The organism is Xanthomonas sp. PPL134 (assembly GCF_040595915.1).
Lineage (GTDB): Bacteria > Pseudomonadota > Gammaproteobacteria > Xanthomonadales > Xanthomonadaceae > Xanthomonas_A > Xanthomonas_A indica.
Genome location: NZ_JAMDLL010000005.1, coordinates 125,830 through 141,281, shown reverse-complemented (window position 1 = coordinate 141,281; position 15,452 = coordinate 125,830). Strand labels below are relative to the sequence as shown.

Here is a 15,452-nt window from a genome sequence, read left to right as displayed (position 1 = left end):
GCGAGCCGGCCCCGCAGTCGGAGCGGCCCAGGTGATGGTGGGGAGTGACGGGCTCCGCCCCGGCTGGGTGGATGCCGGGGGCGGGTGCGCGGATCGGCGCGGCCACCGATCCCCGTGGCCGCGCGATACGCGAGCGCGGCATTAGACCATGTTCAGCTTCGTATTTGAGCGGTTTATCACAATAAATTTTTGCGACAGCGCACGTATGGCGGTCAGCTGGCCCACCCCGGCCCGGGGTGGGCGCCGCTACACTCGATCTTCTTTGTGTCCGCCGAGGGGAACCCCGTGAAACAACTGATCGTGAGCCTGCTGGCCCTGGCGCTGTCCGGCGCCTGCCTGGCGGCGCCGCCGCCCGCACCGACCTTCGACACCCAGCGCCTGTCCACCGACGTCAAGACGCTGGCCTCCGACGCCTACGAGGGCCGCGCCCCGGGCTCGGCGGGCGAGGAGAAGACCGTGGCCTATCTGAGTGCGCAGTTCCAGGCGGCCGGCCTGCAGCCCGGCGGCGACCTGCGCGACGGCAAGCGCCTGTGGACCCAGGCGGTGCCGCTGCGCCGCGCCGACATCGTCGGCACCCCGCGCCTGGCGATCGCCAGCGGCGACCAGCGCCAAACCCTGACCCAGGGCCAGCAGATCGCCGTGCGCGCGGCGCTGGACGGCAGCAGCCAGGTGACCCTGGACGGGGCGCCGCTGGTGTTCGTCGGCTATGGGGTGAAGGCGCCCGAGCGCGGCTGGGACGACTTCAAGGGCGTGGACCTGAAGGGCAAGATCGCGGTGGTGCTGATCAACGATCCGGACTTCGAGACCGGCAAGGGTGCGTTCGACGGCAAGGGCATGACCTACTACGGCCGCTGGACCTACAAGTTCGAGGAAGGCGCACGGCAGGGCGCGGCCGGCGTGCTGATCGTGCACGAGACCGCACCGGCCTCCTACGGTTGGGCCACCGTCGCCAACTCCAACACCAACAGCATGTTCGACGTGGTCCGCGACGATCCCAAGGCGGTGCACCCGGAACTGGAGGGCTGGATCCAGCGCGATCTGGCGGTGGAGCTGTTCAAGCGCGCCGGGCTGGATTTCGATGCGCTGAAGAAGCAGGCGCAATCGCGCGACTTCAAGCCGGTGCCGCTGAAGGGCGAGCGCCTGTACGCCGACTACGCGGTGAAGTCGGAGGTGATCACCTCGCACAACGTGGTCGCGCGGCTGCCCGGCAAGACCCAGCCGGACGACACCCTCATCTACACCGCGCACTGGGATCACCTGGGCGTGGGCGCGCCCGACGCCAAGGGCGACCGCATCTTCAACGGCGCGCTGGACAACGCCAGCGGCGTCGCCGCGCTGCTGGAACTGGCCCGCGCCTTCGCCAAAGGCCCGGCGCCGCAGCGCTCGGTGGTGTTCATGGCGGTCACCGCCGAGGAGAAGGGCCTGCTCGGCTCGGAGTACTACGCCTCCAAGCCGCTGTATCCACTGGCGCGCACGGTGGCGGTGATCAACATGGACGGCATGAGCCCGTTCGGGCCCTCGCGTGATTTCGGCATCTACGGCACCGCCAAGCTGGAACTGCTCGACGACCTCAAGCGCGTGGCCAAGGGTTGGGACCTGCGCTACACGCCCGATCCCAAGCCGGAAGCCGGTTACTTCTTCCGCTCCGATCACTTCTCCTTCGCCAAGCGCGGCGTGCCGGCGCTGTCCTTCGCCGCCGGCCAGGACTGGGTGGACGGCGGCGTGGCGGCCGGCAAGGCCGCCTCGGACGACTACACCGCCAAGCGCTACCACCAGCCCGGCGACGAATGGCAGCCGAACTGGACCTTCGCCGGCGCCGCGCGCGACATGCAGGTGCTGTACACCCTGGGCGAGGAACTGGCCAATTCGCCGCAGTGGCCGAACTGGAGCCGCGACTCCGAGTTCCGCGCCGCCCGCGACGCCAGCGCCGCGCAGCGCCCAGCCGCGCCCGCCAAGTGAGCCACGACCCGTTGCCGCCTGCCTCGCAGGCGGCCGCGGAGCCGCCGCCGGGTGCGCTCGCCGGCGATGCCGATCGGCTGGACAGGGAGGCGGGCAACGACCCGCTGCCGCGCTGGCTGGTCGGCGTTGGCGTGGTGACGACCTTCCTGTTCGTCGGCCCGCCGCTGGGCACCATGGTGGTGTGGCTGCCGGTGGCGATCGCGATGACCCGGGGGGAGGGCAGCGGCGTCAGCGCTCCGCTGCTGCTGCTCCTGCTGATGGCGCTGTTTTCCTATGTCTTCGGCGCCTTGCCGGCGCTGCTGACCGGTCTGTTCGCCGCCCGCGCCTGGCCGCGCCTGCGTGGCTGGCGCGCGCATCTGCGCATCGGGCTGATCGGGGCGGGTACCTCGGCGGTCTGCGTCGCCGCGGTGCTGGCCCTGTTCGACAGACGCGACGACCCGTACCACCAGGGCGTCATCGCGGTGGGCCTGTGCGCCCTGGCCGGTTTCGTCGGCGCCGCGCTGCTGTCGCGCGCGCTGCAATGTCTGCGCGGCGGCTGAGCGCCGCCGCGGCTCAGCCGGCGCTGGCCTGCTGCAGCGACGGGGTGCGCCAGCCGGCGCGCACGCCCCAGAAGTAGAAGCCCAGCGCCACCACGCCGACCACCACCAGGTCGGGACCGTAGGACAGGTAGCCGTGGCCGCCGAAGGTGGTGCTGCCGGCCCACGACAGCAGCGCGATGGTCGGCAGGTAGGCGATCAGCCAGCTGGCGCCGCGCAGGTGCCGGCGGAAATCCTTCCAGCCGTCGCGCTGCTGGTAGTAGGCGTACACCGGCAGGGCGACCAGCATCAGCAGGATGATCTCGCCGGTCAGCGGCCAGCGCGCCCAGTACAGCAGTTCGGTGGCCAGCACGAAGGCGGCGGCGGCCAGCACCGGCAGGCCGGCGATGCGCAGCGGGCGGTGCATCTCCGGCGCGTGCTTGCGCAGCGCCATGGCGCTGATCGGGCCGGTCAGGTAGGAAATGATGGTGGCCACCGAGATCACCGCCGCCAGCGTGCCCCAGCCGCGGAAGAAGAACAGGAACAGGTAGGACACCAGCAGGTTGAAGAACATCGCCGGACGCGGCACGCCCCAGGTCGGGTGGACCCGGCCCAGCACCTTGGGCATGGTGCCGTTGCGCTCCATGCCGTAGATCATCCGCGCGGTGGTGGCGGTGTAGGTGATGCCGGTACCGCTGGGGCTGACGAAGGCGTCCACGTACAGCAGCATCGCCAGCCAGTGCAGGTTGACGATGATCGCCAGCTGCGCGAACGGCGAGCGGAAGTCGATGCCGTGCCAGCCGGCCTTGGCCAGCAGGTCCGGCGGCACTGCGCCCAGGTAGGCGACCTGCAGCAGCACGTAGACCACCGTGGCCAGCGCGATCGAGCCGAGCACCGCGAACGGGATGCTGCGCCCCGGGTTGCGCGCCTCGCCGGCCAGGTTCACCGGGCTCTGGAAGCCGTTGAAGCTGAACACGATGCCGGCGGTGGCCACCGCGGTGAGCACCGCGGCGAAGTCGATGGTGTGGCTGCCGCCGTGCAGGCCGACACTGAAGTTCTCGCTGTGGAAGCCGCTGGCGATCAGCGCCACGCCGGTCAGCGCCGGCACCACCAGCTTGAACACGGTGATCAGGCTGTTGGAGCGCGCGAACAGCTTGACGCTCCAGAAGTTCAGCAGGAAGTACACCAGCACCAGCACCGCGGCGATGCACAGGCCGGGCACCGACAGCTCGCCGGCGCCGCCGGGCTGCTGCACATACAGATCCTGCGCCCACTGCCACGGCCACGAGGCCATGTACTGCACCGAGGCCTCGGCCTCCACCGGGATCACCGACACGATCGCGATCCAGTTGGCCCAGCCGGCGATGAAGCCGACCAGCGAGCCGTGCGAATAGTGGCTGTAGCGGACCATGCCGCCGGACTCGGGGAACATCGCGCCCAGCTCGGCATAGGCCAGGGCGATGGTGGTGACGATGGCCGCGCCCAGCACCCAGGCCCAGATCGCACCGGGGCCGGCCAGCCCGGCGGCGCGCCAGGCGCCGAACAGCCAACCGGAGCCGATGATCGAGCCCAGGCCGGTCAGCATCAGGGCGAACGGGCCGACATCGCGGCGCAGGGCGGAGTGGGTCATGGCGAGTCCGGGCGGCGGCGGGAAGCCGGGGATGATCGCATAAAGCCGGGAATCGGGATTGGGGAATGGGAATCGGAAAAGCGGCGTGTCGTTGGCTGAACGTTCGCGGCTTGTGCTCATCGATTCCCCATTCTCCATTCCCGATTCCCGCCTTACGCAAGCTTTACGCCCCAGGCCCACTTCCGCCATGGAACGCTTACGCGGCGCGCGCGCAGACTGCGCCACGTCCTTTCCGTTGGATGTGTTCCATGTCGATTCTGCTGATCCAGGGCCCGCATCGCGATGCGTCGGCCATTGCCGCGGCGCAGTGTCTGGCCGCTTCCCATGCCGCGCAGGTGGTGCCGGTGGCCTGCGCCGATGCCGCGCAGATCGTGGCGCGGCTGCGGCAAGGCGCGTGCGACGACACCGAGCTGGTGCTGCTGGATTCGGGCGAGTTGCCGGCGTCGGAGCTGGCCGACCATGGCGCGCAGCTGTGCGCGGCGCTGGAGGCGCTGGGCCACCCGTACATCGAGGTGCACGACGCCAGCGCGCAGGCGCTGGAGCCGCTGCTGCATCCGCGGCACATGCCGCTGCTGACGGTGATCGCCAACGGCGCGCTCGCCGACAGCTACGCCATCGCCCTGGGCGTGGCGCAGCGCCGGCTCGGCGCGCGCGCGGCGCTGGCCAACTGAGGGCGCCGCCATGTCGATCCTGTTGCTCCGTGGCCCGGACTGCGTGGCCGGCCATCGCGGCCGCCCGGCGCGCATCGCCCCGCCGGTGATGCGGCAATTGCTCGCCCATGCCGGGCGCGCCGGCAAGACCCTGGCCGTGCGCGGCTGCGCCAGCGAGCGCGAACTGCTGCAGGCGCTGGCCCAGGCCGACCAGGCCGGCGTGGAGATGCTGCTGCTGGATCCGGGCGCGTGTTCGGACAGCGCCGTCACCGCCGACGCGGTGGCGCACCTGCGCCGGCCCTACGTGGAAGTGCACGACGACGCCAGCGATCGCCGCGAAGCCTGCCTGTGCGCGTCCTCGGGGCAGCGCCTGGGCCAGGTTGGCGGCTACTGCGCGCAGGGCTATGCGCTGGCGCTGTCGATCGCGCTCGAACACCTGGGCTGCAACGGCTACGAAGGCGATGTCCACGTCGGCACCTGAGCGCGCGCGCCACTACCTGGCCGACTACGAGGCCTACAGCTTCGGCCAGCGCGTGGCCTGGGGCACCCTGGCGCACACCTGGGCCGAGCCGGCGCCGCTGGACCCGGAGCGGCTGCTGTGCCGCCTGCGCGCGCAGGCCGCGCAACGCCACGGCGTGGACAGCAGCGAGATCCGCATCCGCAGCGTGAGCCGGCTGTAGGGCCCATGCGCTGTCGCCCGGGATGCTGCAGTCGCGCCTGCGTGCGGCAGCGCCACGGTTGCGTCCTGTCAAGACCAAGTCCCGTCCGCCCCAGTGGGGGGCGCGTCGCACGCCGCTAGGGCTGCGCGACACCACGGCTCTCCTCGCCGGAACCCCCAGTACTGGCCGCCATGCTCGCCCGCCTGCTCTTCCGCGTTCGCCTGTCGTGCGCCTGGGCAGGGGCTGTGGTCGCGCCGCCCTCGTCCGGGCCGGGTTGTTCTACGGCATGGAGTCCCGGCCGAGCTGGCCGTCCGGCCTGCCGGCGATGCTGTCGGCGCGATCGCCTGCATCACCCACCTGCGCAAGATCTGGCGGATCGCCGGGCGCCTGCAGTGCCCTGCGCATCCGCATGGGCGCGCGCTTGCAACTGCGGGCGCAGGACGCGATGAAGACACTGCCGTTGCCGTCGATGATGCTGCAGATCATCGGCCACAGGTCCGGTTCCAACATCACCTCGTAGAACGCGTCGTGCGTGCCGTTCAGTTCCTGGCTACGCACCGCCACCCGGGTGATGTTGCCGTTGAGGTGGCGCGGGCTCAGCGCATCCGGAGTGATGGGTTAATCACCTTTGAAGCTGCCGATATATTTCAATCCTTTGAAGTCGCTGCCTATGGCGGGGGATTATCCATGTCTGGGTTTGAATGCAACAGAATAGAGTTTGCTTTATGAATCCCGAGGCTTGAGCATATCTTTCTTATGTTGTCCATTTCGCTGACGTCAACTGCCGCTTCCTCAAGAATCTCGTCAAGGGGGGGTGTCTTTTTCTTCTCTTGGCATTATGCCCATGAAGTCCTCGTCGTACCACTTTATGCCAAGATGCTGACAAAAATCGCAAATTTTATAGGAGGTATTCTCGAAATCAACTTTCGTTGAGTAATCAAGTTAAAAATACCTGAAATATTTTTTGTCATGAAGCATGATTGCTGCCTATCCAGAGATGCACGCTGTCTGCATCGTAATCATTGCTCAACATAAACATCCTGTCGTTCATGTGGATCGAATGGTGTGTTTCCATGATATGTGTTGCTTACATCTTAGTCTGCGAATTTAATTACCGATAAGTTTGCTATGGGAATGTCTAAATACCTTGCTCCCGTGATGCGGGCCATCTGGAACAGGGGTTAAATTTCTATCAGTGACATTAATAAGCGCAATTTCGCTCGGTGGTGGAGAATGCGGCCAAGCAGGCCCTGCAATCCAAGCCCGGCGGCGGCACCATCTGATCCTGGCGCGTGCGGTCGACGACCACGTCATCCTCACCGTGGCTGACGATGGCCTGGGCTTCGACACCCAGTCCAGCGGGACCAGCATCGGCCTGAAGAACCTGCGTGCGCAGGAGGCATTCCCGCGGCGCTGCCGGATGACGTCATGCGTCGCGGCTGAAGCCGCTCCTACAGAACGGCTCGCTGCGATCCGGCGCTGGACAACGTAGGAGCGGTTTCAGCCGCGACCTGGCTGCGAGGGCGACCGATGCGCCGCATCGCATCGCCGGATTCGCCCGCGCATGCGACTGTCGCCATCCGATCGCCGCTGTCGTGGGAGGGACTTCAGTCCCGACACCTCTGCAACGGAGTTGCCGGATGGCGTCTCGCGCCGCGACTGACGTCGCTCCCACAGGAGGCTATCCCGCGATCCGGCACCACGCTGGTGCGACCGGTGTCGCGTCGTGCGCAACGACGCGCGCCCCCTCAGTAATCCACGCCCACCGAGAACAGCAGCGTGCGCGGGTCGCCCAGGGCCACGGCGCGTTGCAGGCCGCCGGTGTAGTAGTCGCGGTCGAAGGCGTTCTTCAGGTTCAGCGCGTAGCGCCAATGGCCCTGGCGGTAGCCGAGGCCGGTATCGACCACCAGATAACCCGGGATGCGGTGGCCGTAGGCGGTCTTCTCGCCTTCGGCGCGCACGCCGCCGCTGACGCTCCAGCCGTCGGCCGCGCCGTGGGCGGCGTACTGCAGCCAGAGCGAACCGCTGTGCCGCGGCACGTTGTTCAGGCGGCTACCGACGCTGCTCACGCGTTGGCCGCCGTCGTCGGTGACTACGGCATCGGTATAGGCGTAGCCGCCGAACAGGCTCAGCCCGCTGCCCAGGTCGGCGGCGGCGTTGAGCTCCAGGCCGCGGCTGCGTTGCTCGCCCACGGCGATGCTGTAGCCGTCATTGAACGGATCGGTCTGCAGCACATTGCGTCGGCGCAGGTCGTACAGCGCCATGCTCAGGCTGGTGCTGCTGCTCACTTCCATCTTGACGCCCAGTTCCACCTGGCGCCCGCGTTCGGGGTCGAACTGCGCGCCCTGCGCGTCGGTGCCGACGTTGGGATAGAACGAGGTGGCCACGCTGACATACGGGCGCAGGCCGCCACCGGCGTCGAACATCAGCGCTGCCGAGCCCGTGGTCGCACTGTTGTCGTTGCGCGTGTCGGTGCCGGCCAGGTGGTCCTCGCTGCGGTTGCGGCTGCGGTCGTGGCGCAGGCCCAGCAGCAATTGCCAATCGGGAGCGAACTGGATGCGGTCGCGCAGATACAGGCCGCCCGAGGTCACCACGCTGAGGTTGTCGCGGTTGGGCCGGGCCGGGCAGACCACGGCGCTGCCGTAGACCGGTGCATACACGTCCAGGTTGCCGACGCGGCAGGTCGACTGCACGTTCCATTCCCAGGTCTTGAACGCGTCCAGGCCGGCGGTGACCGTGTGCTGCCAGGTGCCGGTGGCGAAGCCGCCCTGCAGGTAGGTGTCCTGCACCCAGGTACGGCCGTCGAACTGTTGCTGGGTGGCGGTACGGCGCAGGGTGCGCAGATCGGCGGCCAGGCCGTTGTTGGCGATCAGGAACCCATTCAAGCCGAAACTCTGCCAGCGTGCGGCGTGGTGCAGGGCCCAGCCGTTGTCGAAGCGGTGATCGAGCACGTAGCCGATCCGGCTCTGGTGGCTGTGGTACGGCCGCTGCCCGGGTTCGCCGGTGAACAGCGCGCGGTCGATCCGGCCGTTGCGGTTGGGTTCGGCGCTGCCTTCCCAGGGCAGGCCCTGCTGGCGGATGTAGTCGCGTTCCTGGTAGCTGGTCAGCAGCACGAAGTCGGTGCGCGGGCCCAGGTCCAGCGACAGCGACGGGGCGATCCAGCGGCTGCGGAAATATACGTGGTCGGTGGGATCGTCGCTGTTCATCGCCAGCCCGTTGAGGCGCAGCGCCACCTTGCCGTCGGCCGACAGCGGCTGGTTGAGATCCACGCTGCCCTGGCGCAGGCCGTCGCTGCCCACGCTCAGGTCCACACGCCGCATTGGCTCGGCACCGGGGCGCTTGCTGATCAGGTTGACCAGGCCGCCCGGCAGCACCTGCCCGTACAGCAGCGAGGCCGGGCCCTTCAGCACCTCCACCTGCTGCACGCCGAACAGTTGCTCGGCCACGCGGTTGCTGTCGGCGGTGCGCAGGCCGTCGACGAACAGCGCGTCGGAGGCGGTCTGGCCACGGATGATCAGGTCGTCCCAGCCGCGCCGGCCGTAGGTGTTGGCGACCACCCCGGAAACGTTGTGCAGGGCATCGGACAGGCTCAGCGCCTGCTGGCTGTCCAGCAGCGCGCGTGGCACCACGGTGATCGAGAACGGCGTCTGCGCCAGCGGCGCATCGGACTTGTCGGCCTGCACCGGCCCGGTGGCGCGGAAGCCGCGCTGCGCGTCGGCGCGCACCTGCACCGTGGGCAGGGCGGTCGCCTGCGCGGCATCGGCGCCGCTGTCGGCGTCCGCGGCGGTGTCGGCGGTGGTTGCGTGCGCAGGCAGGGACAGCGCCATGCCCAGCAGGCAGGCGCAGGAGAGGGGGTGCAGTGTCATCGAGACCGGGGGTGAAGGTTCTAATCGAGAATGATTATATTTCGCGAAGCGCCGGTTGGGAATGCCCGTGGCCGCGAACGCAGGTCGTCGCCGGCTGCACCGGGCGCCGCGGCGACACGGTCGTCGTTGGTGGGGTGGAGACGCTGCAGGCGGCCGGCGTCGCGGCGATGCTGCACGTCAGTGCAGCTTGGCGCTCGGGCCCGCAGCGGGATGCGCAGCAGCGCGCGCCGCAGAGGCTTGGCCACTCGTGTGCGCGACGGCGACCGCATGGCGCGGTCGCGTTGGTTGCAGGTCTTCGCCGCGCCATCGTGCAGATGGCGCGCGTGGCGTGCGTGTGGCGCGGGCTCAGCCGGCGACGCGGAACACGCCGGGCTGGCCGCCGGGCGGGGTGCCTTCGAACTGGATCAGCGAGGCGACCAGTTCGGCATGCAGGCGGATGCGGCCCATCTCGCGCATGATCCGGATGTCCTCGTGGCGCAGTTCGCGGTTGGCCACCACCTCGCGCTTGTAGGCGAGGATCTCCGGGTACTTGCGTGCCATGTTCAGCGCGTCGGCCACGCATTCCACGGTGTCGGCATCGGCGGAGAGCGGTTCGCGGCTGTTGAACGCGGTGAGCCAGCGCTCGAAGCCGGCGGTGCGGTCGAACATGTTGGCGATGAACCAGATCACGAACAGGATCGCCACCCACGAGGTGACCACGATGACGATGCGCGAGAAGGTCAGGTGGTAGTCGTGTTGCCACAGCTGCGCGGTGATCACGCCGAGCAGGATCAGCGAGATCGCCTGCCAGCCGATGATCGAGGCCACCAGCCACTGCTGCTTGGCCTTGGCCAGCAGTGCCACTTCGTCGCGGATCTGCGCCTCGCTCTTGTGCTGCCAGTGCGCGACCTGTTCGGGAAACGAGCGCTGGTGCAGCGCGTTGTCCTCGAGCAGCAATCCCAAGCCTTTGAACAATGCGAACATGACGGGCTCCTTGCAGATGCGGTGACGGACGCGGAACGTCGGCGGGCGATCTTGAGGCAGCTTCTTTCTAGCACAGCGGCTGCAAAGTGCATGCTGCGGTCGCACATGCGGCGCGGCCGCTGTGCGCCATACGCCATCGCACGGCGCTCGCGCCGTCTCCGCTAGCATCGGCGCATGCCTTCGCTGCTGCGTACCCTCTCCGCTCCGGCCACCACCCAGATCCGTCGCTGGGTGCTGGGCGCGTTCCCGCGCGAGCGCGATGCCATCGATTACGACCAGCCGCTCGGCGACCTCGGTCTGTTCGGTCCGGACAGCGTCACCTGGCGCATCCATGCCGAGTTTCCCGGGATGCTGGCCGGCGGGCTGTGCGCGTTGTTGCTGCAGACCCTGCACCCGTTGGCGCTGGCCGGGGTCTACGACCATTCCAACTTCCGCGAGGATCTGGTCGGGCGCCTGCGCCGCACCACCCAGTTCGTCGCCGCCACCAGCTACGCGCCCACCGACGCGGCGCAGCGCCAGATCGCCCGGGTCCGCGCCATCCATGCCCGCGTGCGCGGCCACACGCCGGACGGGCGCGCCTATGCCGCCGACGATCCGGCGCTGCTGACCTGGGTACACGTGACCGAGGCCTACGGCTTCCTGCAGGGGTATCGCCGCTACTGCCGCGCGGTCCCCGGCGCGATCGCCGACCGCTACTACGACGAAGGGCGGCGCGTCGCCGAGGCGCTGGGCGCACGCGAGGTCCCGGCCAGCGAGGCGGCGGTGCTGGCCTATTTCGACCGGCAGCGGCCGCAGTTGCGGGTGGATGCGCGGTCGCGCGAGGTGCTGGCGGTGCTGGCCGGCCTGCGCCTGCCGGTGCCGGCCCCCGGACTGTCGCGCGAACTGTTCCTGGGCGCCGGTGCGGCGTTGTTGCCGCCGTGGGCCAGCGCCATGCTGCGGCAGGCGCGGCTGCAGCGCACCGGCCCGGCGGTACCGGCCTGGTTGCTGCAGCAGGTGGCGCCGCTGTTCCGCGTCGCGCTGCACGACGGCATCGCCGCGCGCGCCTGCCGCCGCGTCGGCCTGCCGACACGGCAGCTGGCACAGTGGCCCGCAATGGACTGAATGGTTTATCCGCATCGCTGAACGCAGCATCGCGTCACACGCGGTCAAGATCGCCGGTCCCAGGCCGCTGTAACCAGCACCTTCCGCCCGTTCCCACTCCCGATGCTGCAGAAGCCGCTCGCCGACAGGAAGCGCGACCATCGCTTTCGGCACAGCCTGCGACGCGTCACGCGCGCGCCGCTGCGGGCGATCGCGACCTGGGGCCTGGTGCTGGCGGTGCTGTTGGCCATGGGGCTGGTGCTGGTGCTGGCGCAGGACCGCCACAACCGCCTGGCCGCGGCGCAGCGCCAGAGCCTGGCGCTGGCCACCGGCGCCGACCGGCTGCTGCAGCTGCAACTGGACAATCTCGGCCAGGCCCTGCATGGCGAAGGCCTGGGCGCGCAGGCATTGCTGGCGGAGACGCCAGTGCGTGCGCCCGACCTGATCGCCGCCTCGTTGCGCGGCCTGCTGGCGCGGCATCCGGAACTGCGCGATGTGGCCTTGCTGGATGCGACTGGCCAACGCCGCTTCGGTGGCGCCGGCGATGCGCGCCTGCGCGACTGGCGGCAACGTGGGCGCTGCGGCGATCGGATCTGCGTGAGCCCGCCGCTGCGCCTGGCCGATGGCACGGCAGTGGTGCGGGTGGCCGTGCCCTGGGGAACGGACGGCTGGGTGGAGGCGCAATGGCGGGTGGCCGCGCTGCAGCGGATCGTGCAAGGCACCGACAGCGGGCGCGACGGCATCGTCGCCCTGACCGACGCGCAGGGCAGGCTGCTGGCCGCCAGCCGCCTGCTTGCGGCCAGCCAGCCGCGGCTGCCGCTGGCACTCGCGCAGCCGATGCCGCACGGCGGCGCGCTGGGGCTGCACCGCGATGTCTTCGACCGCACGCCGCGGATCCTGGCGCTGAGCGGTGGCGGCGCGTATCCCTTGCTGGCGGTGGCCGGCGTGGGGCTGCGCGAGACGTTGTCCGGCTGGTGGTGGTTCGCCGCGGCGGCGGCGCTGGTGTACGTGCTGTACCTGCTCGGCCTGGGCTATCTGCTCGGCAGCCTGCGCCGTGCCGAGCGGCGCCAGCGCCATCTGCTGCAGCGCCTGCGCCGCGGCGACGAGGACCTGCGCCTGGCGCACGGCATGGGCGGCATCGGCACATGGCGCATCGACATCGCCGAGCGCGTGCTGCGCCTGTCCGAGCCGACCGGGGCGATGTTCGGCCTGCAACGCATGCAGATGCCCATCGAGGCGTTCCTGGAGCGGATCCACGACGCCGATCGCGCGCGGGTGACGCAGCTGTACGAGGACGCTGCGCAGGGCCGCGCGGACTACAACACTGTCTACCGCATGCATCTGCCCGATGGACGCCTGCGCTGGCTGGCCGCGCGTGGCGCGCTGGTGCGTACCCGCACGGGCATGTGCATGACCGGTGCGGTGCAGGATGTCAGCGACCGGGTGCAGGCGCAGGCGCGTCTGCTCGATGCCGAGCGCCAGTTCCGGCTGGTGTTCGATCGCAATCCGCTGCCGTATTGGGTGTTCGCCGTGGACAGCCTGCGCTTCCTGGAAGTGAACCAGGCCGCAGTGCGCCAGTACGGCTACAGCCGCGAGGAATTCCTGACGATGGACCTGCGCGATCTGCGCCCGGCCGAGGATGCCGAGCGGTTGCTGCAGGACGTGCGCAAACCGCGGCAGGGGTTCGATGCGCCGAGCATGTGGACGCACCGGCGCAAGGACGGCAGCCTGCTGTCGGTGTGCATCCATAGCGCCGACCTGGAATTCGGCGGCGTGCCGGCGCGGCTGATCCTGGCCGAGGACGTCACCGAGCGCGTGGCCCACGAGCGCGAACTGGCCTATCTGGCGCGCCATGAGTTCAGCACCGGCCTGCTCAAGCCGCACGCCCTCGCCGACGCCTTGCGCGCCCAGCGCGGTGGCTACGCCATCGCCTACGTGCAGGTGCGCGGCCTGGCCTTGATCGGCGACACCCTGGGCCGCGCCGTCGGCGACGCGGTGCGCAGCGCGGTGGCCGCGCGCATTCGCGCGCTCGGCGAGCGTTTCGGCCTGAGCGCGCACCAGCCGGCGCAGGACTTCGTGCTGGCGATCCTGGATCCGCAGGCCCTGCCGCAGGCCTTGCAGGCGCTGCAGGAGGCGCTGTATGCGCCGGTGCAGGGTGGCGAGTTCGCCCAGCAACTGCAGGCGCACATCGGCGTGGCGCTGTGTCCGGACGATGCCGCCGACGCCGACGAGGCGATCGGCAGCGCCGCGCAGGCCGCGCACGCGGCACAGGCCGAGGGCCGCAGCCTGGTGCGCTTCGACCGCGCCATGGCGGCACGCACCGGCGAACGCCTGCGCCTGGCCGGACGCCTCCAGCAGGCGATCGAGCGCCAGGAGTTCGAACTGCACTTCCAGCCGATCATGCACGCCGGCAGCGGTGCGCCGCGCGAGCTCGAGGCCTTGATCCGCTGGCCGCAGGCCGACGGCAGCTTCATTGCGCCGGATGCGTTCATCCAGTTGTGCGAGGACACCGGGCTGATCCTGCCGCTGGGGCGGTGGGTGCTGCGCGCGGCGGCGCGCGCGCGCCGCGCACTGGCCGACCACGGATGGCCGGACCTGCCGGTGGCGGTGAACGTGTCGGCGCTGCAGTTCTTCGATGGCGATCTGGTCGCCGACCTGGTGCAGGCCTGCACCGATGCCGGGCTGGCCGCCGACGGCCTGCAACTGGAACTGACCGAGAGCAGCCTGATGCGGCAGCCGCAGCAGGCCGGCGACGTGCTGCGGCAACTGCGCGCGCTGGGCGTGCGCGTGGCCCTGGACGACGTCGGCACCGGGTTCTCCAGCATGGCGTATCTGCGCGACCTGCCGCTGGACACGCTGAAGATCGACCGCAGCTTCGTCGCCGAGGTGGACCGCGACCCGCGCAACGCCTCGATCTGCCAGGCGCTGCTGACCCTGGGGCATTGCCTGGGGCTGGACGTGGTCGCCGAGGGCGTGGAAACCGACGCGCAGTTGCGCTGGCTGCGCGCGCACGGCTGCGGCGGCGTGCAGGGTTATCTGCTGGGACGCCCGGCGCCGTTGCCGCTGGTGCTGCAGCGGCTCGGCGCGGTCACAGCATGATCTCCACGTCGTGGCCGCTGCCCGGCGCCGGCAGCGCCTCGCCTGCCCAGTAGCGGCGCAGCGGTTCGCGCACCAGGTCCAGCGCGGTGGAGGCACCGCGCGCCCCCGGGTAGCGCTGCAGGTTGCGCGACTGCAGTGCAAGCATGCGCCGGTCCTGTTCGCCGACCCGGCGCAGCAGCGGCCACACCAACAGGCGCACCGCCCACGCCGGCGCCCAGCGTCCCTCCACGTGCAGGCTGGCGAAGACCTCGGTGCTGCGCACGCCGAGCGGGGTGAAGTGCAGGCTGATCCGCACGCGGCCGCCGCGCGCGTAGCGGTACTCGATCTGCGCGCTGCCAGGGGCGGCGAAGTGCGCACGTTCCAGCGTGCGCGGCGATTCGAACAAGCGGTACAGCCAGCCGCTCTGCGCCGCGGCGCCGCGGTAGTCCACGTGGAAGCCTTCCTCGGTGTAGCGCAGTTCGGCGCGCATGGCGGTGCGTGCGCCGCCGCGTCGCACCAGCCCCGGATGCAGCAGATGCGTGTGCAGCGGATCCAGGAAGTTCTCCAGCGCATCGACCACGTGCGCATCCCAGCGCGTGCGCCACAGGAAGCGCCGCGCCGAGGGCTGCAGCGCCTGTACCAGGTGCGACGGCGCGTCCGCGCCTACCGGATCGGGACGCAGCCAGATCAGGCCGTCGTGCTCGCGCGCGGCGAAGGCGCGCACCCGCACGGCCGGCGGCGTCTGCCCGGGTGGCATGCCGGGGATCTCGCGCAGGGCGCCGGTGTGGTCGAAGCGCCAGCCGTGATACGGGCAGGACAGGCGGTCGCCGGTGACGCAGCCGGCCGACAGCGGCGCGTGCCGGTGCGGGCAGCGGTCTTCCAGCGCCAGCAGGCGGCCGTCGGCGCAGCGCGCGATCGCCGCATGCCGGTCCATCACCGATACCGCCAGCGGCCGTCGTCGCAACGCCGTGGCGGGCGCGACGGCGAACCACTGCCGGTACAGGGACGGATGCCATGTACTCATGCCGCGCGCGGCGCCGCGATCGTGTGTG

The 15,452-nt window shown here is 70.1% G+C and carries 12 protein-coding genes and 1 pseudogene; 8 read left to right on the top strand and 5 right to left on the bottom strand.

The window, feature by feature from the left end; genetic code table 11:
- Positions 1-285 precede the first annotated feature (285 nt).
- Both M3U25_RS12155 and M3U25_RS12150 read left to right on the top strand, forming a co-directional pair.
- Positions 286-1,959, top strand: a complete 1,674-nt coding sequence (locus tag M3U25_RS12155; protein WP_355501117.1) for a M28 family metallopeptidase — start codon at positions 286-288, stop codon at positions 1,957-1,959.
- On the top strand, positions 1,956-2,498 hold the full coding sequence (locus M3U25_RS12150) for a hypothetical protein (RefSeq protein WP_355501120.1): 543 nt from the start codon (positions 1,956-1,958) through the stop codon (positions 2,496-2,498). The genes M3U25_RS12155 and M3U25_RS12150 overlap by 4 nt, the downstream gene beginning before the upstream one ends.
- A 13-nt stretch (positions 2,499-2,511) precedes the next feature.
- Here M3U25_RS12150 and M3U25_RS12145 read toward each other — a convergent pair whose 3' ends face one another.
- A complete protein-coding gene (locus tag M3U25_RS12145; protein WP_355501123.1) occupies positions 2,512-4,104 on the bottom strand; it encodes an APC family permease in 1,593 nt (530 codons plus the stop codon).
- Between the two features lie 248 nt (positions 4,105-4,352).
- Here M3U25_RS12145 and M3U25_RS12140 point away from each other — a divergent pair, with 248 nt between their 5' ends.
- From M3U25_RS12140 to M3U25_RS12130, 3 genes are read left to right on the top strand one after another with little or no spacing between them, the layout of a single operon-like run.
- Complete coding sequence (locus M3U25_RS12140) at positions 4,353-4,775, top strand: hypothetical protein (protein ID WP_355501126.1); 423 nt, start codon at positions 4,353-4,355, stop codon at positions 4,773-4,775.
- A gap of 10 nt (positions 4,776-4,785) precedes the next feature.
- Complete coding sequence (locus tag M3U25_RS12135) at positions 4,786-5,235, top strand: type II 3-dehydroquinate dehydratase (RefSeq protein ID WP_242159568.1); 450 nt, start codon at positions 4,786-4,788, stop codon at positions 5,233-5,235.
- A complete protein-coding gene (locus M3U25_RS12130; RefSeq protein WP_152235729.1) occupies positions 5,216-5,434 on the top strand; it encodes a hypothetical protein in 219 nt (72 codons plus the stop codon). Before M3U25_RS12135 ends, M3U25_RS12130 begins: the two co-directional genes overlap by 20 nt.
- 258 nt (positions 5,435-5,692) lie before the next feature.
- On the opposite strand, the gene M3U25_RS12125 is transcribed toward M3U25_RS12130, so the two are convergent.
- Positions 5,693-5,977, bottom strand: a complete 285-nt coding sequence (locus M3U25_RS12125) for a hypothetical protein (RefSeq protein ID WP_355501131.1) — start codon at positions 5,975-5,977, stop codon at positions 5,693-5,695.
- Between the two features lie 653 nt (positions 5,978-6,630).
- On the opposite strand from M3U25_RS12125, the pseudogene M3U25_RS12120 reads away from it, so the two are divergent.
- Positions 6,631-6,803 (top strand): annotated as a pseudogene (locus tag M3U25_RS12120) (sensor histidine kinase); the annotation flags it as partial.
- Positions 6,804-7,161: 358 nt separating this feature from the next.
- Here the strand turns inward: M3U25_RS12120 and M3U25_RS12115 are convergent.
- Together M3U25_RS12115 and M3U25_RS12110 are read right to left on the bottom strand one after the other, a co-directional pair.
- The gene (locus tag M3U25_RS12115; RefSeq protein WP_355501134.1) at positions 7,162-9,279 is read right to left on the bottom strand and encodes a TonB-dependent siderophore receptor; all 2,118 of its coding nucleotides are present in this window, start codon (positions 9,277-9,279) and stop codon (positions 7,162-7,164) included.
- Positions 9,280-9,624: 345 nt separating this feature from the next.
- Positions 9,625-10,242 (bottom strand): hypothetical protein, encoded by a 618-nt coding sequence (locus tag M3U25_RS12110; RefSeq protein ID WP_160946235.1) that lies wholly within the window; start codon positions 10,240-10,242, stop codon positions 9,625-9,627.
- 174 nt (positions 10,243-10,416) lie between these two features.
- Here M3U25_RS12110 and M3U25_RS12105 point away from each other — a divergent pair, with 174 nt between their 5' ends.
- Both M3U25_RS12105 and M3U25_RS12100 read left to right on the top strand, forming a co-directional pair.
- Complete coding sequence (locus M3U25_RS12105) at positions 10,417-11,343, top strand: oxygenase MpaB family protein (RefSeq protein ID WP_355501138.1); 927 nt, start codon at positions 10,417-10,419, stop codon at positions 11,341-11,343.
- Between the two features lie 102 nt (positions 11,344-11,445).
- Positions 11,446-14,421: an EAL domain-containing protein gene (locus tag M3U25_RS12100; protein WP_355501141.1), complete on the top strand. Its 2,976-nt coding sequence runs from the start codon at positions 11,446-11,448 to the stop codon at positions 14,419-14,421.
- Here M3U25_RS12100 and M3U25_RS12095 read toward each other — a convergent pair.
- On the bottom strand, positions 14,411-15,424 hold the full coding sequence (locus M3U25_RS12095) for a Rieske 2Fe-2S domain-containing protein (RefSeq protein WP_355501144.1): 1,014 nt from the start codon (positions 15,422-15,424) through the stop codon (positions 14,411-14,413). The two genes, M3U25_RS12100 and M3U25_RS12095, sit on opposite strands and share 11 nt — an antisense overlap.
- Positions 15,425-15,452: the final 28 nt, after the last annotated feature.